The sequence below is a fragment of the Cellulophaga lytica DSM 7489 genome (assembly GCF_000190595.1).
Taxonomy (GTDB): Bacteria; Bacteroidota; Bacteroidia; order Flavobacteriales; family Flavobacteriaceae; genus Cellulophaga; species Cellulophaga lytica.
This window is the reverse complement of record NC_015167.1, coordinates 3,597,765-3,620,043: the sequence shown is the minus strand read 5'-3', so window position 1 is coordinate 3,620,043 and position 22,279 is coordinate 3,597,765. Positions and strand designations below refer to the sequence as shown.

Sequence of the window (22,279 nt, the reverse complement as noted above, 5' to 3'; positions counted from 1 at the left end):
AAAAAACAGTTTATTTAATATCTTTTACTTATAGTGTTATTGGTAATATGCTTTTGTCTGCTACATTTAAAGCGACCGCTAACGAATGTTCTTAGTTTTGCGTGCTTTGTTTTGCGTCCTTGAACCCGTTTGCGCCACATTTTAAAACTACTTGGTTTCATTTCTGTGCGCATTAATGTAATCACTTCTTTTTCAGACAAGCCAAACTGAAATTTAATAGCATCAAAAGTGGTTCTATCTTCCCACGCCATTTCTATTACACGATCTATTTGTTGTATGCTTAAGCTCATTTTGCCACTAATTTGTTAATCATTCCATTAAAAATAAACATATGAAAAGGGAGTACGCTATACCAGTACAACCTACCAGCTAAACCTCTTGGTCTAAATGTTGCTGTTTGTTTAAGTATGTTTTCTTCAATCTTAAATTCTAACCAAGCCTCTCCAGGTAACTTCATTTCAGCGTACAACAACAATTTTTGTTGTTCTTTATCTGCAAATATTACACGCCAAAAATCAAGAGCATCACCAGCACTTAAATCTGTAGAGCTAGTTCTTCCTCTACGTAAGCCTATGCCGCCAAATAACTTGTCTAAATAGCCTCTAAATTTCCATAAAATAGTACCATAATACCATCCTGTGGGGCCACCTATAGCCCAAATTTTATTAATAGTCTTTGTTTTATTAGTAACCTTACGCTCTTTATAATCTGTAAAACAACCATATTTTGGTACGTTTATATATTTGTGTAAGTTGGCTTTTAGCCTTCCGCTACTTATAATGGAGTCTTTCCAACTAGATAAAATACTATTTTGTTCTATTTTTTCAAAAGCTAATTGTACAGCTTCTTTGTATGTAATTGGTTTTATATTTAAAATGGAATTAATATCACTTGGTTTACCAATAATTTCTACACCCATACTTTTTACCAATGTAGTTGCTAATTTGTACGATGTAGAAGTAACAAAATATAACCAGTAAGACGATAGTTTAGGAGTCATTACAGGTACAGTAATTATACTTCTTTTAAGACCTCTAACCTCTGCAAATTGCAATAGCATTTGTTTGTAAGTTAGTACATCTGGGCCAAAAATGTCTATGCCTTTATTGTATAATTCTTTTTTTACTATTGCTTTAGATAAAAATAGAAGTACATCTCTAACAGCTAATGGTTGTGTTTTAGTATCTAACCATTTAGGAGCAACCATAATGGGTAATTTTTCAACCAAATCTCTAATAATTTCAAAGGAAGAACTACCAGATCCCACAATAATACCAGCTCTAAATGTAGTAAGAGCATATTTGTTAGATGCAAGTGTTTCTTCTACCAACTTTCTAGAAGATAGGTGCATAGATAGTTTTGGGTCGTTGGTAATACCGCTTAAATAAATTACTTGCTGGGTGTTTGTTTCTTCTATATAATTTTTAAAATTAATAGCACATTCTTCTTCTAGAGATTTAAAATTACTTGAGGAATTGGACATAGAGTGAATTAAATAATAAGCTATGTCTATATCTTTTGGTATTGTTGATAGCGTATCTTTTTGTAAAAAGTCAGCTTCAACAACAGTAATTAAAGGTTCGTTTCTATACCATTCTTCTGCTCTTAATTTATCTCTAACAACACATACAACTTTGTGGCCCTCTTCTATTAAAAGGGGCACCAATCTTTTGCCTATATAGCCTGTTGTACCTGTTACTAGTATTTTCATTTGTTATTTTGGTCTTTGGTATTCAAATCTTGTATTTGTTTTTGGTACAGCATAAGTATCTAATCCGTTAATGGCAGCCACATTACCTTTTGCTAAATCTATCAATCCATCTTGTTGCAAAAGATTTTCTTTTACATATAAATTAATAATTTCTCCAATCACTAAAATGGTATCATTAGCAGCAATAGGCAACTCTTCTATAAATTTTAATTGCAATTGTACAGGAGCATCTTTTAAAAATGGAGCAGTGCAATTGTCTTTATATTCGGGTATTAGTTTTGTTTTAGTAAACTCAGATACATCTTCTGGATATTTAGCAGAAGTATGGTGTGCATCTTCTAAAATATCTTGGTGTATGTGGTTTATTGTGTATGTTTTAGTTTCTATTATATTTTTGTAAGTATGCCTAGGTACTGTTGTTGGCCTGCAAATAAAACCTAATAATGCAGGATTAGACCCAAGGTGAATTACTGAACTAAAGACAGCAATATTTTCTTGGCCTTTTACAGATTTTGTGCCAATTAAGTTGGCAGATTTGTAACCTGTAGCACTATTTATTAAATTAATTTTATACAAGTGCTCTAGTTCTTTTATATTGTTTGTACTATGTTTTATCATTTTTTTTAGAGCGATAAATAGTTGTTTATTTTAATGTCTTTAGATTTTAAATCAAACATTAGGTTATAAAGTCCAAAAAATGTTCTGTTTATGTAAATAAAGTGTTTAGAACCTCTGTTTCCGTTCATTTTACGTAGCTCTGTACTTTTGCTATATTTTTCGCCAAGTTCTGCAATTTGGTTAAAGAAAACAGGGTCAGAGAAATCAAACGTTTTATTGTGAAAAGGTTTTGTGAATAAACTTAACATTTCAAAAAAAAGATCAGAGAAAAAAGCAACTTCTTCTTTAGAGTCTTCTTTTTTTAATATTTCTAACTGATGCATTTTTTGTGAAAATAAAACAGGATTGTTTATAATCTCTGGTTTAGCCAGTTCAAAATAAGGAGTGTAAAAATTGCTAGGTACCTCTTTAATACATCCAAAATCTAAAGCAATTAAATTACCCTCTTTAGAAATTAAAAAATTTCCGGGGTGCGGATCTGCATGTACTTTGCGTAGTACGTGCATTTGGTACATATAAAAGTCCCATAGTGCTTGGCCAATTATGTTAGCTTTATTTTGGTTTGTATTATGGGCAGTAAACTCGCTTAAGTGCTCGCCAGTCATCCAATCCATAGTAATAATACGTTCCGATGAAAATTGTTCATAATACTCCGGAAATCTTAAGTTTGGTATATGCTCACAGGCTCTAGCCATTTCTTTACTTTGCTTAATCTCTAACAGGTAATTGGTTTCTTCAATAAGCTTGTTTTCTACTTCTGCAAAATATTTATCTGAGTCTTTTCCTTTTATATTAAACATTTTTATAGCTATAGGTTTAACCATAGCTAAATCTGTAGAAATGCTGTCTGCTACACCAGGGTACTGAATTTTTACGGCTAATTTTTTGCCGTTAGCTTCTGCATAATGTACTTGTCCTATACTGGCTGCGTTTACAGAGTTAACATTAAACGTATCAAAAATTTCATTTGGAGTTTTGCCAAAATATTTTTTAAATGTTTTTTGTACTAAAGGAGCAGACAATGGTGGAACAGAAAATTGCGCTAACGAAAACTTCTCTACGTACGCTTGTGGCAGTATACTTTTTTCCATACTTAACATTTGCGCAACTTTTAAAGCACTCCCTTTAAGCTGTTTTAAACTATCATAAATATCTTCTGCATTGTTTTTATTTAAACGCTCTTTAGCTTCTATTTCAGTTTTTGTTAATTTATCTCCGTAGTATTTTAAGTAATTAACACCAACTTTTGCGCCTGTAGTAACCAACTTGCTAGCACGTTGTATTTTAGATGTAGGTATTGTGTCTATAGTTTTCATAGGCTTACAAGTTCATATTAATTTTTTCTTTATAAATAAACTTTCCTAGATCTATAATACTTTGTAAGGGTTTAGTGTCTAGTAAATCAAACGTGGTATTAACACTTTTTTCAATAAATATATCTGTTTTTTCAAATGAAGATGAAGTATCATCTAACCAAAACTTTATTGTAATTAGCAATTGTATCCAAGCAGATTCATTAAGTGTTTTTTGCTGAATTTTTTCTAATTTTTCTTGCTTAAGATCAATTGTTTCAATTTCTAAATGTGTAATATAATTTGTGAAACTTTCTTTAAGTTTAGACAAAATACCTACATACTTTAATTTGTTCTTATGCTTACTTAAAGCATATACTACATAACTTCTGTTTGCGGTAAGCATCTCAAAAAAAGTATAGTAAAAGCTTAATAATTTTGTTCTGTTATTAAAGTCTAAATATGCTTTATCTGCTTCTAAAGCTTTAATAGTGTAATTGTAAAAAGCGTTAAAAACTTCTTTTTCTAATGTTTCAAAAGAGTTGAAGAAATTATAAAAAATAGCCTCATCAAAATTATTTGACTTAGAAAACTTGTATACAGAAGACGGTTGCTTTTCGTTTTCTAATACATAATTCATATAAAAACTTATAATATCCTCTGCTGTAATCTTCTTTTTCTTTGCCATAATTTTTGTATTTCTAAAACAAAGATACAAAAATGTCTAACTATTTCAGTAAAAGATTAGACAAAATTATTTTTATGTCTGTTTTACTGCTATTTTGAACTCTAAAATGTTAGCTTTTACTTAAAACTATTTATAGTCTTATAAGTTACACGTAGCTTTGCATCTAATTATAAATTAAGTATTTATTAATGAAGGTTAAGTTAACACTGTTGTATATTTCTGCTTTGGCATTAGGCGCTTTTTTTGGTCAATTTACCAGTTCTTTAGTAGGCGTTTTACCAGAAGCTGTTTCAGAGTCATCAGGTTTACTTTATTTTGATGATACTTTAATTTCTCACAACGATTCTGGTAATGCACCAATCTTATATCAACTTAATAAAAAAACATTTAAGGTAGAGAAAGAGATAGAAGTTGTAAATGCTAAAAATATTGATTGGGAAGATTTGGCCCAAGACCAAAATTATATTTATGTGGGTGATTTTGGAAATTATTGGGGAGACAGAGAAGACCTTGTGGTATATAAATTATCTAAAAAAGATATAAGAACATTAAGTAAAGTAACAGCAGAAAAAATTTATTTTAGCTATCCAGATAAAAAAAATAACACGCGTAAAAGCAGTAGTAATTTTGATGCAGAAGCTATGTTTTGTAAAAATAACGAGCTTTATATTTTAACTAAGCAATGGAGAGAGAAGAAAACTAGCGCTTATAAAATTCCTGTAAAACCAGGTAAATATGTGGCAACAAAAGTGGGTGAATACAACACAAAAGGCTTGGTAACGGGTGCAACTTATAATAAACAAGATAACAGCGTACTTTTGGTTGGTTATAATATGTTTATGATGCCGTTTGTGGTTGAAATAGAAAATAGTAGTGCTAATAATTTGTTTGCAGGGACTGTTAAAAAGACACAGTTAGACTTGGGTTTTGTGCAAATGGAAGGGGTAACTACTTATACAGATGGCACTTATTATTTATCTTCTGAGTCTTTTACAAAATTAGGTGCTAGCGCAAGTATTTATAAGTTAAACGCCAATTAGTGTGTTGCTTTTTAAGTAATTTTATGTAATAAAATTTAAGGTTTTGTTAACATTTAAAGGGATAGGTGTGCCTTAATTTTGAAGAAACTTAAAAAACTATAAATCAAATGAAAAAAATTGCATTAGTATTAGTTGCTGTGTTTGCCTTAACAGGAGTACAAGCACAAATTGAAACACCACAACCTAGTCCGTTTACTAAAATAGAACAAAAAGTAGGTTTAACAGATGTTACTTTAGAATACTCTAGACCATCTATGAGAGGAAGAGAAGTTTTTGGTAACCTAGTACCTTTTTCTAAATTGTGGAGAACAGGAGCTAACAAAAACACAACAATTACTTTTAGTAACAACGTTATTATAGGTGGTAAAGAAGTAAAAGCTGGTTCTTATGCGGTGTTTACTAAACCAGGGGAAAGCTCTTGGGAAATTATTTTTTATGCAGATACTAACAATTGGGGAACACCTAAAGCTTGGGACAATGCTAAAGTTGCTGCTACAGTTAAAGCAGATGTTGTAAAAATGCCTATGAAAATTGAAACTTTTACAATGACTTTTGATGATTTAACAGCTAGTTCTGCTGTATTAGGTATTTTATGGGAAGATGTATATGTAGGTGCTAAGTTTGATGTGCCAACAGATAAAACAGTTACTGCTGCAATTACTAAAACAATGAATGGCCCAAGTGCACAAGACTACTATGCTGCTGCTGTTTATTATAAAGAAGCTGGTAAAGATATTAACCAAGCAAAAACTTGGATGGAGAAAGCTATGAGTATGATGGAGAAACCTGCTTTTTACCAATTAAGACAATTGTCTTTAATTTATGCTAAGGCTGGTGATAAGAAAAAAGCCATTGAAACTGCTAAAAAATCTTTAGCTGGTTCTAAAGAAGCTGGTAATGCAGATTACATAAAAATGAACGAAGACTCTTTAAAAGAGTGGGGAGCTAAATAAGCTCTATTATTAAAATAGTAAAAGCCCGTAAAACAATTGTTTTACGGGCTTTTTTGTAGATGAAATTTTATATTATATTTTCATTTCGTTTTCGGTTTTCATCATTCGGTCAAAACCCTCTAACATTATTGCTATAGAAATTACTAAAGCACAGCCAAAGGCATTTAGCCATAGGTAAGACATCCAATCAAAAGCCCAACCAAATATTACAATAACCTGCGTAATAATTGCAGCAACAAATACGGCATTACCTTTTACATATTTAAAAAAGAACGCTAGTAAAAAGATGCCCAACACGTTACCGTAAAAAATAGAACCTATAATGTTAACCAATTGTATTAAATTATCAAACAAGCTAGCTACACAGGCAATTAATATGGCTAAAATACCCCAAATTAGTGTTAGTACTTTAGATGCTTTAACGTAGTGTTCTTCTGTTTCTCCTTGTTTAATACTCCTTTTATAGATATCTAAAGCGCTAATAGTACCCAAAGCATTAAGTTCTGATGCTGTTGAAGACATAGCAGCAGACAATATTACGGCAAGTAAAAGACCTATAATTCCTTGTGGTAAGTAGTTTAATATAAAATGAATAAAAACATAATCTGTATCATTTGTTTCTACAGAATCATCTGCTTGCTTAATTAAATTTTTACCTGCATCTCTACCTAACTTTTCTTGCTCATTTAGGGTTATAATTTCATTTTTAGCTTTCTTTTGCGCCTCAATATTGTTTTGGTCTATTGCTACAGATAATTTATTTTGAGCAACTATTTTTTGCTCTGTTATGTACTTGTGTTCTTCCTGTAAAAGTTTGTAGTCTTCTGCGTGAATAGAGTTTTCTACTTTAGCAGTAGCAGCAGGGTTAAAGTTTAAAGGAGATACGTTGTATTGATAAAACACAAATACCATTACACCAACCAATAAAATAAAAAATTGCATTGGAATTTTTAAAATCCCATTAAAAATTAAACCAAGCTGACTCTCTCTTACTGATTTACCAGATAAATAACGCTGTACCTGACTTTGATCTGTACCAAAATAAGACATAAACAGGAAAAATCCACCAGTTAATCCGCTCCAAACAGTGTACCTACTCTGTGTGTCTAAACTAAAGTCTAAAATATTTAATTTATCACTTGCACTAGCAACCTTTAAGGCTTTGCTAAATGTAATATCGTCTGGTAAATAATCTAAAATAAAATAAAAAGCCACAAACATACCCAGCATAATAATAAACATTTGCTGTTTTTGGGTAACGCTTACTGCCTTTGTACCGCCAGATACGGTGTAAATTATAACCAGAATACCAATTAAAATATTCAAAATTCTTAAATCCCAACCTAGTACTGCAGATAAAATAATAGAAGGAGCGTAAATGGTTATACCAGCAGCTAAGCCACGCTGAATTAGAAATAAAAATGCAGCAAGTGTTCTGGTTTTAACATCAAACCTGTTTTCTAAAAACTCATAAGCAGTGTATACCTTTAGTTTGTGATATAATGGTACAAAAACCATACATATTACTACCATAGCTAATGGTAAACCAAAGTAAAATTGCACAAAGCCCATTCCTGAGTTATAGGCTTGTCCTGGAGTAGATAAAAATGTAATTGCGCTAGCTTGTGTAGCCATTACAGACAACCCAATTGTCCACCATTTAGACTGGTTGCCACCTAAAACATAATCGTTTACATTTTTACTTCCTTTTGTTTTGTACACGCCAAAACCAACAATAAATAGTAGCGTTCCAATAAGTAAATACCAATCTATTTCTGCCATACTAATTGTAAATTTTCATTATTATAAAAAAAACAATGGCATACATTAAGTTTAATAGTAACACCCAAGAATATTCTTTTTTCCAAATAAATTTATCTTTCATAGTGTTTTATTTTTTTTTAGGAAGTGATAATAAATTGGCAAATAATTTATATGCCCCTGGTACACCAGCAGGTAATTCTCTAAAAAAGCTAATTCCTGTATATACGTAATTTCCTTTTCCATAAGCAGCAATTAAAATACTACCTTTTTTTGCCTCTTCTCCTTTATCTGCCATTGCTAAAATAGGAGTAAACTCTTTACCCCATTTGTTAGGAAAGTATAAACCACGTTCTTGTACCCAATTATTAAAGTCGTTAGGAGTAATTTTGTTTGGAGTGTTTACCACAGGATGATCTTTTGCTAAAATGGTAACTTCTGCAAACTCATTAGTAACTCTGTCTCTAGAAAGTTCTAATGGGTAAGGGGCAATGTTATCTACACCTAGTTTGCTGCGGCCAGCTGTATTATATTGTATTACTAAATTACCTCCGTTTTTAACATAGTCTAATAAAAAGTGTTGTTTAAATTTTAATTGGTCTACTACATTATAAGCTCTAATACCAACCACAATAGCATCAAAACCTTTTAATGAAGCAGTATTGATGTTGTTAGGGTCTATGATAGAAACATTGTAGCCAATTTGCTCTAAACTCTCAGGGATTTTATCTCCTGCACCAGTAATGTAACCAATGTTTTTTCCTGTTTTTTTAATGTCTAAACGTACTACTTTAGCTTCAGACGGTAATAAAACAGATTGTGTAGGTATATGATCATAAGATATAACTACAAGCTCTTTATTAAGTTCTTTGCCATTAATTTTTACAACTGGTAAAATAGAACCTTCAGATTCGCTATTTGGAGGCGTAACAGTAAATATAATTGTTTTTGAGTCTCCACGTTTTTTAATATTAAAATTTTGTTTTGCATTAGCTACTTTCCATCCTTTAGAAAAAGTTAATTCTATTTCACCAGAAATATCATCTGCTAAAGCCTTAACTGTTACTGGTATTTGTTTTGAAGATTCATCAGAAAAAATAATAACTTTATCTTTTATACCAACACTAGCTTCCGGTAAAACTTCAAAAGGTCTGTACAATTCTCCTTTATCTGGTTTAGAGTAGTGATAAACAACAGGTTTGGTAATAGTTAAAGTGTAATTGTTAATACTAAGTTCAAAATCTGCATTAAAAGCTCTTGGTGTCTCTGGTTTGCCTATTAGTTTTTTATCTTTTACAGTGTACATACCTAGTGTACCTTTTTCCATTAACCAATAAGGGCTAGTGTATTTTGTGTTTTCAGGTACAGCAACATCTAAAGTTAGGTTTTCCTTTGTGTTGTTTTCTAACAAAATATTAGGCGTTAGGGTAGTAGTACCAACGTTTACAGATTTTAAAACAATATTTGCAGTGCTTCTGTTTAACGCTTCTATAGATACTTTAAAATTACCAGAAGGCGTACTATTGGTATAATTAGCATTTGCTTCTAAATACAAACCAGCTACAGCAGTAATAATATTTTCTAGTTCTTTAGATTTAATATTTTTCCAGTGTTTATCTGTAGATTTTTGTAGTAATTTATAAGCCTCTATAAGCTCTGGTAAATGTGAAGACGGATTTTTGAAATTAAAATTTTCTTCAACCTTGTTTAGTATTTTTCCAATAGCATCACCACCATCTATTCTAGACCAAGTAGTATTAATGCCTTCAAAAATATCATCGCCTTTAGGCATATCACCTTTTAAAAGCTCAATATACTCATCTTGGCTACCTCTTGTAGATATTCTACCAAAACCTTGGCATAAATGTTGACTGCTAGCAAGTGCAGCAATTTCATTATTAGAAACACCTAGTATTGGGTAAAAGACACCAACATCTAATTTCATTAATTTACTTTTGTCAGCTTTATTAAAAGCTTCTTCACTACCATAAAACCACCATGAAGTATTAAAAAACATACGTTTTGGTTGCCAAGTTTCGGTTAGTTTTAATTGTTCTGGATATGCATTAGCATCATTTACCAAATCAAAAGCCTCTACGCTTAGCATTGCAGAAGTAGTGTGGTGACCGTGTGTAGTACCAGGAGTTCTGTGGTTAAATCTGTTTATAATAACATCTGGCTTATATTGCCTAATAATTTGTACAACATCTCCTAAAACTTCTTTTTTATTCCAAATGGCTAAAGTTTCATCTGGGTGTTTAGAGTAACCAAAATCATTTGCTCTAGAGAAAAATTGCTCTCCACCATCTTTACTACGTGCACCAAGCAATTCTTGAGTACGTAAAACACCTAATTGCTCTCTAATTTCTGGTCCAATTAAGTTTTGTCCGCCATCTCCGCGAGTTAAAGATAAATATGCTGTTTTGGCTTTTACGTTGTTAGATAGGTATGATATTAATCTGGTATTTTCATCATCTGGATGAGCAGCAATGTATAACGCAGAACCTAAAAAGTTTAGCTTTTGTAAAGAGTGATAAATTTCTGTAGATGAATTTTTTTTTGGGGCTTGAGAAAATCCTAAGTTAATGCATAATAGAGAAATTACGCAGGATACCAATAGTTGGCGCATAAATGTTAATTTTGGTTGATGTCCAAATATAACAAGTTCTACGCTTTACAAAGAGAATTTTAAAGGTTCTTTAACACCGTTTTTAAGAGGTTTGTTAACAATTTTAAATTTTGATGAGAAATTATGAAAACCATTTTTTTCTTTTGATGAATATTATAGATACTATAGACACCAAAACCATAACACCTAATAATATAAAATAGCCATATTCAGTTTGTAGTTCTGGCATATTTTTAAAGTTCATACCGTAAATGCCAGCTAAAAAAGTAAGCGGAATAAAAATTACAGAAAATATAGTTAAGGTTTTCATTACCTCGTTTAACCTATGGTTTTGTATACTAAACATTAGGTTTAAAGTGCTATCTAATTGGTTTAGGTTAAAATCAATTTCATCACTCATTAAACCAATTTGTTCTTTAATTTCTATAAAATACTTTATGTCAAACTCAAAACAATCAATATTTTCTAGTTGGTTTATAGCATCTTTAATGCTAATAGTCATTCTTTTAATTTGGTTAAGTTGTCTTTTGTTGTTTTCAACTTTTAAAGCAAACTCAGGTGTTGGTTTGGTTTCATTTAAATTGTCTAGACCAATATTAGCTTCGGTAAGTTTATCATAAGCAATGTAATAATTGTCTATTATAGCTTCCATTAGTAGGTAAAACAGGTAGTCTGCACCTTTTTTTCTAATAATACCTAGGTTTTTTTCTATACGTTCTCTTAAATGTTGAAAATGATCTCCTTCTACCTCTTGTATGCTCCAAACGTAGGTTTCGCCAACAACAAAAACCATTTGCTCAAACTTTGTTTCGTTACTTTCTGAAGAATAATAAGGAGATTTTAATGTTAAAAAAAAGCAATCATCTAGTTCTATTACTTTATTTCTATGGTTGTTATCTATAACAAGGTTTATTAAAAATTCATCCATATTATTGTCTGCAATTATTTTGCGTACAGCTTGCGAATGCTGAAAACCATAGATGTTTAACCAAGAAATAACAGAGGTATCTTTTGTTATAGATATTTGATTTAATTCTTCTCCTTTTAATAAATGATAACTTTCTTTAGAGTAGGTTATTAAAGATGAATTTGCTTTAAACTCTTCAATATTAAAACTTTTTTTATCAGAATACGGATTTACTTTACGCCTGTTTTTTCTTTTCATACAGCAACTTTTTAAATGTAATCTCCTTCTGTAGTATCGTCATTATCATCTCTATTAATAAGTACAACACCTTTTTGTAAAAGTAAATTGTTTGGGTAGGTAAGGAGTTCCCCGTTGTCTTTTTTAAGGTAAATATGGTAAGCCTTAATGTCTAAAATGTCTACTTCTTCAGCAAAATCTCCATCTAGTATTTTTATACGATCTCCTATTTTAAAAGGGAAAGAGAAAAATAAAATAACGCCAGCAGTAATATTACTTAATATAGACCATGATGCAAATAATGCAACACCTAATACGGCAAATACAGATGAAAAAATAATTCCAAGATCTTCAAAATTTACTTGCCAAATGTAAACAATAACTATAAAGCTTATAGCCATAAATAATATGGTTATATATCTAATAATTAACTTGGTGCGCACTCTGTTAATGTCGCTTATTCTTCCTATTTTATGTATTGCTTTAGCAGTTAGGTAGCGAATAATAAAAAAGGCAATAAAACAAATTAAGCTATTAATAAGTTGTTGTTGGTGTGTGTCTATAAATTCATTCATAATCCTAAACTATCTCTAAAATGTAAGTCCTTATTGCTGTTTTGTTGCCAATAAGCTGTGTTTATCCTTTTGTTTAATGTTGCTTTTGTGGTTAGCGTTTTAATATCTGTTCCAAAGCCACTTTTATGTGTTTCTGTAAAGCTTTCTATAGTGTGCGGAAAAGCAGTAGTGTATGTTATTGTTAAGTTACGTTTTAAGTCAGGGTAATCTATGCTATAAACGGTTACGTTGTCTTTTTGAGTTTTAGTAATGTTTGCGGTGTATGCCTTAAGTTTTTTATGAGAAAACCTTATATATTGAAAAGAAGGTATAATTTGTAATTTGCCTGTTGGTAAACTATCTGGGTTAATTCTAATTTTAGCCCATAAATCGTTCTCTAAAATGTTTTTATCTAAACTAAAATTTTTATCTCCTTCACTTTCAAAATAAGAAAAAGATGAAACTTCAAATTTATCTTTGTTATTTAACTGAAAAAAAACTTGTCCGCACCATTCTTGTACAGAGTTTGTGATTTTTAATGAAGCAGAATTATCGCCAACAGGATAAAAGGTGCTAGACATAACAGAGTATGGATAAATACCAGTATAGAATTTTTTAGTGCTGTTTAATTTTAAAACAGGAACGCTTGTTTTGTCTGGGTTATCTGCTTTTACCTGTTTTTTAGCGCTAAAAGGCTCTGTTACAAAAACCAAAACAGCAGACCCTTTTCTTAACTCGCCATACCTAGCTTGTTCTAAATTATATGATGTTATTTCTGCAGTACCATTGTACCAATACTTTTTAAATTGATTAGACAGTGGTTTTGGTTCTTTTTTTTCAATAACCTTTTCAGGAGTTACAGCAGCAACATCTTGGGTTTGTATTTTTTCTTTACACGCATTAGATACTAATAGTGTAGCGGCTATTATACCTAGTTCAACTAATTTTTTCATAACAAATACATTTTAAGTAAAATTACTTAAAATGTTATGCATTTGCTATAGTTAACAAAGTTTTATAAACTAAATGCGTAGGTAGGCCAACAACGTTAGGGTAGGAGCCAATAATTTCTTCAATGGCAATTAGGCCAATCCACTCTTGTATACCGTAAGCACCAGCTTTATCTAGTGGTTTATAGTTTTCTACGTAATATGTAATTTCTTCTAAGCTAAGTGCTTTAAATTTTACTTTAGTAATATGACTTTCTGTAATTTGTTTGTTTTTTGATGTGAAACAGACAGATGTAGCTACTTGGTGCCAAGAGTCAGACAATTTTGTAAGCATTTTAATAGCATCTGCAGCATCTTTTGGTTTTCCTAATTGCTCGTTATTATGCCAAACAATGGTGTCTGATGTTATTAAAATATCTTTTTCTTGGAGAGATGCCTTAAATGGTTCAGCTTTTAGTGCAGCTAAATAATTTGTAATTTCTTCGGCTTTTAAATGATTAGGAAAAACCTCTTCAATAGGTCTAACATCAACTTTAAAGTTAATATCTAATTCTTTAAAAAACTGATGCCTTCTAGGAGAGCCAGAAGCCAATATAATGTTGTAATCTTTTAGTTTTTCAGAAAGCATTTAGTCGTTTTTAGCGCTATAATTATCATTCCACTTGCCTTGTGCTTTTAAAACCTGCTCAATAACATCTCTGGCACAACCATTACCTCCGTTTTTTTGAGAAATATACTTACTTACGGCTTTAATTTCAGGTATAGCATCTTGCGGACAAGTAGGCATACCAACAAGTTTCATAGGAGGAACATCTGGCATATCATCACCCATATACAAAACATTTTTAGGATCTATATTATTAGTAGATAAGTACTCTTTTATAGGTTCTATTTTTAGGTGAGCGCCTAAGTAAATATCTTTAACGCCTAAACCTTTAAATCTAGTACGTACACCTTCGCTAGTACCGCCAGAAATTATACAAACATTAAAGCCTTTTTGTATTGCGGTTTTTAGTGCGTAACCATCTTTAACATTCATTTTACGTAGTAATTCTCCGTTTTCTGTAATAAGTACAGATCCGTCTGTAAAAACGCCATCTACATCAAAAACAAAAGTGGTAATATTGTGTAGGTATTCTTTATAACTTTTTTCCATAAGTATTGGTAATAGATTTGCTTATAACGCTGTATATTTCTTTATGCGTATTGTTAGTTAGTTCTGTTATATGGCGTTGCATTGTACCAATATCATTACGTTTTGCAGGTCCTGTTTGTGCATTGTAAGGAGATAAGGTATTTAGTTTTGCAACGGTTTCTTGTATTAAAGGTGATAAAATTGAGAAAGGAACTTTGTTTTCTTCACAAATCTCTTGCCCAATTTGGTACATATGATTGCTAAAATTATTTACAAAAACCGCAGCCAAATGTATGGATTTTCGTTGTTCCGATGATATTTTATGTACACTGTTAGAAACACTTTCTGCTAGTTGAAGAAGTAAGGCTTCATCAGTCTTATTTTCTGCTTCTATACAAACAGGAATGCTTTTAAAATCTACAATAGCTCCTTTGCTAAAGGTTTGTAATGGGTAAAAAGATCCTTTGCGGTTTTTATCATTTAAAACGCTTATTGGTACACTGCCAGAAGTGTGTACAACTAATTTGTTTTGCAGTTGTAATTGTGTAGATACTTTAGCAATACTATCATCAGCAGTTGCAATAATGTATACATTAGCGTTTGGTAATTTTGTAAAATCAGTAGTTGTATTTACCTCATTTTTAAAAGGCAATAATGCTTTTTCTGTGCGGTTGTATAGCATTGTAACGGTAACATTGCTTAACTTGTTAAAGGCAGTATATAAATGTGTGCCAATATTCCCTATTCCTATAATTACTACGCTAATCATACTACAAAAGTACAGCTAATCTATTTAAAAAAAATTATTCTTTACAGCCAATTGTTACAGCGTGCGTGTGTCCTGCATTGGTACTTGTTGCAAGTGTAACAGCATTATTAGTCTTTAAGTTTGTAAAATGTTCTGCGGTTATGGTAAGCATATGTGTATGTCCTGTAGCACCATCTAATGTATAATTTTTTTGTGTGCCATTTGTAATGTCTTGTATTGTAATGTTTAGAGTGTGACTATGATTGCCTGCAATGGTAATTTTAGCACCATTTTCTATACAGTTGCCTTTTGCTGCATTTTCCTCTGTAGAGCTAGAGTCGTCTTCATTAGAACAACTAATATTACAAGTTAATAACACCAAAAAAAGGGTGTGATAAATATACTTTTTAAGCGGTATACTATTAAACATAATTTTACTTTTTTAACTGTTATTAAGGCTTTGTTGTTTAGTTTTGTAACTAATACAGGCTTAATTATTTGCTAATGTATTAAATAGTATTTGTAATATGAAAAAACTTGAGCTCACAACCAAAGAGAATGTATTTTTATTAGTTTCATCTTTTTATGGTAAAATACGCAAAGATGAAACTTTAGGTCCTATTTTTAATGGTATAATAACAGATTGGGATCACCATTTACAGCATCTTACTAATTTTTGGAGCAATCAGTTATTTATAGAGCGTGGTACTTATAAAGGTAACCCTATAGCGGTACACAATAAAGTAGATAATTACACCAATAATACAATTAACGAAATGCATTTTGGTATCTGGTTAAATTATTGGTTAGAAACGTTAGATGAACTTTTTGAAGGAGACAATGTTAATATAGCTAAAAACAGAGCTCGTAATATGGGGTCTAATATTCACATTCATATTTTTAACGCTAGACAAAACACTAGTTCATAAACAGTTTAAACATTAGGTTTTCATTAACACATTTATTGTTGTTTTAGGTATAAAAAAACACAAAAAGGGCGTATTTTTGCAAACCAATTCATTTACTATTATCCAAGATGATAAATTTAATTAAGAAGTTCTTTTTTTCTACACGTTTAATGTCATTTTTATTCATAGCATTTGCTACCGCAATGGCTTTTGGGACATTTATTGAAAGCTGGTATAGCACTGATACAGCAAGAATATGGATTTACAACACAGTTTGGTTTGAGGCTATTATGGTCTTTTTTGTAATTAATTTTATAGGAAACATAGCTAGATACAACTTGTTACGTAAAGAAAAATGGGCAGTATTATTATTACACCTTTCTTGGATTTTTATTATTATTGGTGCTTTTGTAACTAGGTATATTAGTTATGAAGGAATGATGCCTATACGTGAAGGTGAAACAGAAAACGTATTCTTTTCAGATAAAACATACATCTCTACAATTGTGTATGGTGAAAAAGATGGTGTAAAAATGCAAAAAAAGAGTGAATATCCTATTCTTGTTACAGCAGAAGCATTAAAATCTGACTTACCAATACACACTAATTTTGATAAAACGGAATATACTATAGCATATGCTGGTTTTATAGATGGTGCTAAAGAAGGTTTAATAATTGGAGATGAAGGAAAAAACTTTTTAAAAATAGTAGAATCTAGTAGTGGTGGACGCCATGATCATTATTTAGAAGAAGGTGTAGTGCAAAGTATACACAATGTGTTATTTGCTTTAAATAAGCCTACAGAAGGAGCTATTAATATTACTGCAACAGACTCTAGTTATACAATACAATCTCCTTTTGAAGGGACATTTATGCGTATGGCAGACAGGTTAGAAGGTGGTGTTAAAAAAGATACAGTACAAAAACTACAATTGCGTTCTTTATACCAAATGGCAAATATGCAGTTTGTTATGCCAGATTCTTTGGTTAAAGGTAAAAACGGAATTATACGTATTCCAGACGAAGAGCGTACAGAAAATATGCCAGATGCGCTAATTTTAGATGTTACTGTAAATGGCAATACTGTACGTAAAAAACTATTAGGATCTAAAGGAATGATGCAGTATTCTGATCCGTTTAAAATTGGCGATTTAGAATTTAGAATGTCTTACGGATCTAAAATTCATGAGTTGCCTTTTGCTATTAAATTAAATGATTTTATAGCTGAAAAGTATCCTGGTACAGAAAAAGGTTATGCATCTTTTATGAGTAAGGTAACTATTGAAGATGAAAAACCTTTTGACTATGATATTTTTATGAATCATATATTAGACCATAGAGGTTATCGTTTTTTTCAAGCTAGTTTTGATCCTGATGAGTTAGGAACAAGGTTATCAGTTAATCATGACCAATGGGGAACTTGGATTACTTATATTGGTTATTTTATGTTATATGCAGGTTTAATGGGGATTATGTTTTTTGGAAAAACAAGGTTTAAAGATTTAGGAGCTTCTTTAAATAAAATTAAAGCTAAAAAAGCAAAACTTACATCTGTTTTAATTTTAGGTGCTTTATTAAGTTTAACTTCTCAAAGTGTAAATGCACAAGATCATAGTCCTGGTGATGGCCATAATCACTCAGCTGTACCAAGTCCAGAGGTTGTAGACTCTATTATTTTAGCAACTGCGGTACCTAAAGAACATGCAGAGGAATTTGGTAAGCTAGTAATACAAGATGAAGGTGGGCGTATGAAACCTATAAACACTTTTACATCAGAGCTATTACGTAAGCTAAGTTTAAAAGATAAGTATTTAGGCTTAACATCAGATCAAGTGTTTTTATCAATGATGTCTAACCAACAATTGTGGGCTAATGCACACATTATTGCTATTGATAAAAAAGGATATAATGATAGTATACGTAAAGTTATAGGTGTGCCAGCTGGGCAACGATATGCAACTTTAATGGACTTTTTTGATGAAAAGCAAAGTTACAAGTTAGATCCGTTTTTGGTAGAAGCTACTGCAACTAATAACCCTAATAAATTTCAGCAAGATTATAAAGATGTTAATATTAGATTAGGGCTTTTAAACAGAGCTTTAAGTGGAGAAATTTTAAAGATTTTTCCGTTACTAGGTGTAGATAATAATAAATGGATATCTGCTTTAGAGTATAGAAGTAATAATGGTCAGTTTCCTGTGCAAGAAGAATTGTACGATAATTTTATAAAAAATGCTATACCTTATTATTTATTAGAATTGCAAAAAGCAAGAGAATCTGAAGATTATACAAAAGCTGATACAATGTTAGCTGGTTTAAAACAAAATCAAATAAACCACGGAAAAGAAGTATTACCATCAGACAGAAAAATAGAAATAGAGGTAGTGTACAATAAGCTAAATATTTTTAATGTCCTATATAAGTCTTATGCGGTTGTAGGCTTGTTGTTGTTCTTTATTCTTGTTTTTCAAATTTTTAAAGACCGTAGTATTTGGCGTGTGGCTGTGTACTTTTTTAAAGGAACAATATACTTATTGTTTATATGGCATACGGCAGGCTTAATTTTGCGTTGGTATATTTCTGGGCACGCTCCTTGGAGTGATGCTTATGAGAGTATTATTTATGTGGCTTGGGCAACCTTAGGAATGGGTTTACTGTTTGCGCGTAAAAGTAATTTAACTATTGCCGCAGCTACATTTGTAACCGCAATGTTGTTATGGATAGCACACCAAAACTGGGTAGATCCATCTATATCTAACCTAGTGCCTGTATTAGATAGTTATTGGTTAATGATACACGTTGCTGTAATTGTGGGTAGTTACGGCCCTTTAACTGTGGGGATGATTCTAGGTGTTACATCGTTAATTTTAATAATACTAACAAATAAAAAGAACAAAGCTCGTATGGATCTTAACTTAAAAGAGTTAACTATAATTAATGAGCTTGTTTTAACAACAGGACTTGTTATGCTTACTATAGGAAACTTTTTAGGCGGTATGTGGGCAAATGAAAGTTGGGGACGTTATTGGGGCTGGGATCCTAAAGAAACTTGGGCCTTAATATCTATTATGATTTATGCGTTTGTTGTGCATATGAGAATTGTACCTGGCTTGCGCGGCAGATGGTTATTTAATTTTGCTAGTATAGTAGCTTTTGCAAGTATTATGATGACATATTTTGGGGTAAACTTTTACTTAGCAGGTTTGCATAGTTATGCTAGTGGTGCACAGGTAATTACCCCAATGTTTATATGGTATACAGCAGCAGGTGTAGCAATACTTGGCGCAATAAGTTACTGGAGGTATAAAGTAAACTATTCTAAGTAGTTTACTTTCCGCCATTAGCTTGCAAGTCAGCTATACATTGTGGATCTAACGTTGGTATTTGACCTCCAGTAATGGAGTTTAAAAGTCCCTCACCTGTTTCTGCTGTCCAAAACATTAAACAATCTTCTACATTACAATGTTTGCCGTGTGCAGTGTCTTGGTGATCTGTTTGCATGTTAGAACCAACATTAACTAAACCAAGTAAATGCCCAAATTCATGATTAAGCACAGTAGAAGATAGTACTGTCCTGCTAGGAGCCAAGGGTTTGTTGCTAAACGATTTAACGGTGTTTTCAAAAATAGCAAAAGATGTGTTTTGGTAAGCAATACCTAAAACCGATCCGTTTTCTGTGTTATTAGCATATTCCGCATCTAAATAAATACCAAAAACGGCTATTTTATCATCTGTATTGTATTGGGTACGCAGGTTGTTTTCCATAGCAATAATATCATCTACAGTGTAGGATGTTTTTGCCGGAACCGTTATTTCTTCAAGACGTAATTCCCATCCTTTAGATTTATTTAATCGTTCTGTAACAAATTTTTTAAAGTTCTCTATAGTTTCATCTGTAGGTTTGTAATCTTTTACGTAGAATATTTCAAAAACAGTAGATTTGTAAGTGGAGTTAGAAAGTAAATCATTAGCAGAGGAACCAACGTTTTTTCTGTTTCTTTCTTTAATTTCTTCTGTTATAATATCATTATTACCATCTGTAAAAGAAGGAGTAGATTCGCTATCTGTAGAGCAAGCAATAAAAGAACTGCATATTAAAATGCTGTAAACTATAGTTTTAAATGTCATTTGTTGGTATTTATTCAATTTTTTATACTGTTGTTACATTTATATACGGTGTGTAATGCAAAATAGATTTGTTAGGTTGTTTAGGTTCTAAATTTGTAACTTTGATAGACCAACTAAAATAGAACTAAAACAATAAAAATGAAGCAATCTAAGGCAGGTTTAAATACAATTTGTACACACACAGGAGAGGTAGAGGATAAGCAGTTTAAAGGAGCAGTGTCTCCATTATATATGAGTTCTTCTTACGCTTTTGAAGGTGTAGATGTAAAAAGATATCCAAGGTATTTTAATACTCCAAACCAAGAAGCCTTATGTAAAAAAGTTGCAGCATTAGAACATACAGAAGCAGGATTAATTTTTGGAAGCGGAATGGCAGCGGTAAGCACATCATTAATGGCTTTTTTACACGCTGGAGATCATATTGTTTTGCAAAAAACATTATATGGAGGTACTTATAATTTAATTGAAGAAGAGTTTGCTAAGTTTGGAATAGAATACTCTTTAACAGACGGCTTAAAACCTGAAGATTTTGAAGCTAAAATTAAAAAAAATACCAAGGTTATTTATATAGAAACACCATCTAACCCTTTACTAACTATTACAGATTTAAAAGCTGTTGCTTTATTGGCTAAAAAGCATAATTTGGTTTCTATGATAGATAATACATTTGCTAGTCCTGTTAATCAAAATCCAATAGATTTTGGTATTGACGTTGTAATACACAGTGCTACTAAATATATGGGCGGACATTCAGACATTTGTGCAGGTGCTGTAGCATCATCAGCTAAAAATATGGATAAGATTTTTCAGCTAGCTAAAAATTTTGGAGGTAGTTTAAGTGATTATACAGTATGGTTGTTAGAGCGTAGTATGAAAACTATGGGAATACGAGTAAAAGCACAAAATGAAAATGCACAAAAAATGGCAGAATATCTACATCAAAATAAAAATGTAGAAAAGGTGTATTATCCAGGTTTACAGTCGCATCCAGATCATGAGCTAGCAAAGTCTCAAATGAAAGGTTTTGGAGGTATGTTATCTTTTGAGCTTAAGAACGACATAGATGCTATGGATTTCCAAAATGCATTACAACTTATAAAGCCATCTATGAGTTTAGCGGGTGTAGAGAGTACAGTGTTATCTCCAACCTTAACATCCCATTCATTATTAAGTGCAGAGGAAAGAGAAAAACAAGGAATTAAAGATGGTTTAATTCGTTTTTCTGTGGGTATTGAAGAAGTAGAAGATTTAATAGTTGATATAGAACAAGCATTAGCTAAAGTAAAATAGATTATACTATAAAATGAAATTAGATATATTAGTTTTTGGGGCACACCCAGATGATGCAGAGCTAGGAGCAGGAGCAACAATAGCAAAAGAAATAGCCAACGGTAAAAAAGTTGGTATTGTAGACTTAACAAGGGGTGAGTTAGGTACTAGAGGTACGGCAGAAACTAGAGATGAAGAGGCAGCGGAAGCAGCTAAGATTTTAGGGGTTAGTGTACGAGAAAATTTAGCATTTGAGGATGGTTTTTTTGTAAATGATAAAGCACATCAATTACAAATAATAAAAATGGTACGTAAATACCAACCAGATATTGTGTTGTGTAATGCTATTGATGATAGGCATATAGACCACGGTAAAGGTAGTAAGTTAGTTAGTGATGCTTGTTTTTTAAGTGGATTATTAAAAATTGAAACAGACTTAAATGGTGAGTCGCAACAAAAATGGAGACCTAAGCACGTTTATCATTATATACAATGGAAAAATATTGAGCCAGATTTTGTTGTAGATGTTACAGGTTTTATAGATACTAAGGTAAAGTCTGTTTTAGCTTACAAAACACAGTTTTATGATACTAATAGTAAGGCGCCACAAACACCTATTACCAGTCAGAACTTTTTACAAAGTGTAACTTACAGAGCTCAAGATTTAGGCCGGTTAATAGGGGTAGACCACGCAGAGGGTTTTACTGTAGAACGTTACCCGGGTGTAAATAGCTTAAGTGATTTAATTTAA

At 31.5% G+C, this 22,279-nt stretch carries 21 protein-coding genes; 6 read left to right on the top strand and 15 right to left on the bottom strand.

All coding sequences use genetic code 11. From position 1 onward, the window contains the following. Nucleotides 1-14 precede the first annotated feature (14 nt). The 5 genes from CELLY_RS15875 to CELLY_RS15855 are packed head-to-tail and all read right to left on the bottom strand — an operon-like array spanning nucleotide 15 to nucleotide 4,309. Nucleotides 15-290, bottom strand: a complete 276-nt coding sequence (locus CELLY_RS15875) for a TIGR03643 family protein (protein WP_013622725.1) — start codon at nucleotides 288-290, stop codon at nucleotides 15-17. Continuing rightward, a complete protein-coding gene (locus CELLY_RS15870) occupies nucleotides 287-1,711 on the bottom strand; it encodes an SDR family oxidoreductase (protein WP_013622724.1) in 1,425 nt (474 codons plus the stop codon). Before CELLY_RS15870 ends, CELLY_RS15875 begins: the two co-directional genes overlap by 4 nt. A gap of 3 nt (nucleotides 1,712-1,714) precedes the next feature. After that, entirely contained in the window at nucleotides 1,715-2,329 is a 615-nt protein-coding gene (locus tag CELLY_RS15865) for a flavin reductase family protein (protein ID WP_013622723.1), read from the bottom strand. Between the two features lie 5 nt (nucleotides 2,330-2,334). After that, the gene (locus CELLY_RS15860; RefSeq protein WP_013622722.1) at nucleotides 2,335-3,645 is read right to left on the bottom strand and encodes an ABC1 kinase family protein; all 1,311 of its coding nucleotides are present in this window, start codon (nucleotides 3,643-3,645) and stop codon (nucleotides 2,335-2,337) included. 4 nt (nucleotides 3,646-3,649) lie between these two features. Beyond that, a complete protein-coding gene (locus CELLY_RS15855; RefSeq protein WP_013622721.1) occupies nucleotides 3,650-4,309 on the bottom strand; it encodes a TetR family transcriptional regulator C-terminal domain-containing protein in 660 nt (219 codons plus the stop codon). A gap of 188 nt (nucleotides 4,310-4,497) precedes the next feature. Here CELLY_RS15855 and CELLY_RS15850 point away from each other — a divergent pair, with 188 nt between their 5' ends. Then, nucleotides 4,498-5,349 carry a hypothetical protein gene (locus CELLY_RS15850; RefSeq protein WP_013622720.1) on the top strand — a complete coding sequence of 284 codons (852 nt, stop codon included), beginning with the start codon at nucleotides 4,498-4,500 and terminating at the stop codon, nucleotides 5,347-5,349. Nucleotides 5,350-5,456: 107 nt separating this feature from the next. Continuing rightward, entirely contained in the window at nucleotides 5,457-6,302 is an 846-nt protein-coding gene (locus CELLY_RS15845) for a DUF2911 domain-containing protein (protein WP_013622719.1), read from the top strand. A gap of 72 nt (nucleotides 6,303-6,374) precedes the next feature. On the opposite strand, the gene CELLY_RS15840 is transcribed toward CELLY_RS15845, so the two are convergent. The 9 genes from CELLY_RS15840 to CELLY_RS15800 all read right to left on the bottom strand — a co-directional run bounded on the left by CELLY_RS15840 (nucleotide 6,375) and on the right by CELLY_RS15800 (nucleotide 15,653). Further along, nucleotides 6,375-8,084 (bottom strand): sodium:solute symporter family protein, encoded by a 1,710-nt coding sequence (locus CELLY_RS15840; RefSeq protein ID WP_013622718.1) that lies wholly within the window; start codon nucleotides 8,082-8,084, stop codon nucleotides 6,375-6,377. Between the two features lie 109 nt (nucleotides 8,085-8,193). Continuing rightward, complete coding sequence (locus tag CELLY_RS15835; protein WP_013622716.1) at nucleotides 8,194-10,692, bottom strand: PIG-L family deacetylase; 2,499 nt, start codon at nucleotides 10,690-10,692, stop codon at nucleotides 8,194-8,196. Nucleotides 10,693-10,813: 121 nt separating this feature from the next. After that, the gene (locus CELLY_RS15830) at nucleotides 10,814-11,857 is read right to left on the bottom strand and encodes a magnesium and cobalt transport protein CorA (protein WP_013622715.1); all 1,044 of its coding nucleotides are present in this window, start codon (nucleotides 11,855-11,857) and stop codon (nucleotides 10,814-10,816) included. A gap of 11 nt (nucleotides 11,858-11,868) precedes the next feature. After that, entirely contained in the window at nucleotides 11,869-12,411 is a 543-nt protein-coding gene (locus CELLY_RS15825) for a mechanosensitive ion channel domain-containing protein (protein ID WP_013622714.1), read from the bottom strand. Beyond that, entirely contained in the window at nucleotides 12,408-13,343 is a 936-nt protein-coding gene (locus tag CELLY_RS15820; RefSeq protein WP_013622713.1) for a hypothetical protein, read from the bottom strand. Before CELLY_RS15820 ends, CELLY_RS15825 begins: the two co-directional genes overlap by 4 nt. Nucleotides 13,344-13,377: 34 nt before the next feature. After that, nucleotides 13,378-13,968: a Maf-like protein gene (locus tag CELLY_RS15815; RefSeq protein ID WP_013622712.1), complete on the bottom strand. Its 591-nt coding sequence runs from the start codon at nucleotides 13,966-13,968 to the stop codon at nucleotides 13,378-13,380. Further along, the gene (locus tag CELLY_RS15810) at nucleotides 13,969-14,496 is read right to left on the bottom strand and encodes a KdsC family phosphatase (protein WP_013622711.1); all 528 of its coding nucleotides are present in this window, start codon (nucleotides 14,494-14,496) and stop codon (nucleotides 13,969-13,971) included. Continuing rightward, nucleotides 14,480-15,244, bottom strand: coding sequence for a Rossmann-like and DUF2520 domain-containing protein (locus CELLY_RS15805; protein ID WP_013622710.1), 765 nt, complete (start codon nucleotides 15,242-15,244; stop codon nucleotides 14,480-14,482). Before CELLY_RS15805 ends, CELLY_RS15810 begins: the two co-directional genes overlap by 17 nt. 34 nt (nucleotides 15,245-15,278) lie before the next feature. Continuing rightward, nucleotides 15,279-15,653 carry a hypothetical protein gene (locus tag CELLY_RS15800; RefSeq protein WP_013622709.1) on the bottom strand — a complete coding sequence of 125 codons (375 nt, stop codon included), beginning with the start codon at nucleotides 15,651-15,653 and terminating at the stop codon, nucleotides 15,279-15,281. Nucleotides 15,654-15,750: 97 nt separating this feature from the next. On the opposite strand from CELLY_RS15800, the gene CELLY_RS15795 reads away from it, so the two are divergent. Together CELLY_RS15795 and CELLY_RS15790 are read left to right on the top strand one after the other, a co-directional pair. Further along, complete coding sequence (locus CELLY_RS15795; RefSeq protein ID WP_013622708.1) at nucleotides 15,751-16,152, top strand: group III truncated hemoglobin; 402 nt, start codon at nucleotides 15,751-15,753, stop codon at nucleotides 16,150-16,152. 107 nt (nucleotides 16,153-16,259) lie between these two features. Then, nucleotides 16,260-19,457 carry a cytochrome c biogenesis protein CcsA gene (locus CELLY_RS15790; RefSeq protein ID WP_034645447.1) on the top strand — a complete coding sequence of 1,066 codons (3,198 nt, stop codon included), beginning with the start codon at nucleotides 16,260-16,262 and terminating at the stop codon, nucleotides 19,455-19,457. A gap of 1 nt (nucleotide 19,458) precedes the next feature. Here the strand turns inward: CELLY_RS15790 and CELLY_RS15785 are convergent, their stop codons facing one another. Then, nucleotides 19,459-20,259, bottom strand: coding sequence for a hypothetical protein (locus CELLY_RS15785; protein WP_013622706.1), 801 nt, complete (start codon nucleotides 20,257-20,259; stop codon nucleotides 19,459-19,461). Between the two features lie 138 nt (nucleotides 20,260-20,397). Here CELLY_RS15785 and CELLY_RS15780 point away from each other — a divergent pair, with 138 nt between their 5' ends. Both CELLY_RS15780 and bshB1 read left to right on the top strand, forming a co-directional pair. Beyond that, nucleotides 20,398-21,549, top strand: coding sequence for a trans-sulfuration enzyme family protein (locus tag CELLY_RS15780; protein ID WP_013622705.1), 1,152 nt, complete (start codon nucleotides 20,398-20,400; stop codon nucleotides 21,547-21,549). 13 nt (nucleotides 21,550-21,562) lie between these two features. Further along, nucleotides 21,563-22,279, top strand: a complete 717-nt coding sequence (gene bshB1 / locus CELLY_RS15775) for a bacillithiol biosynthesis deacetylase BshB1 (RefSeq protein ID WP_013622704.1) — start codon at nucleotides 21,563-21,565, stop codon at nucleotides 22,277-22,279.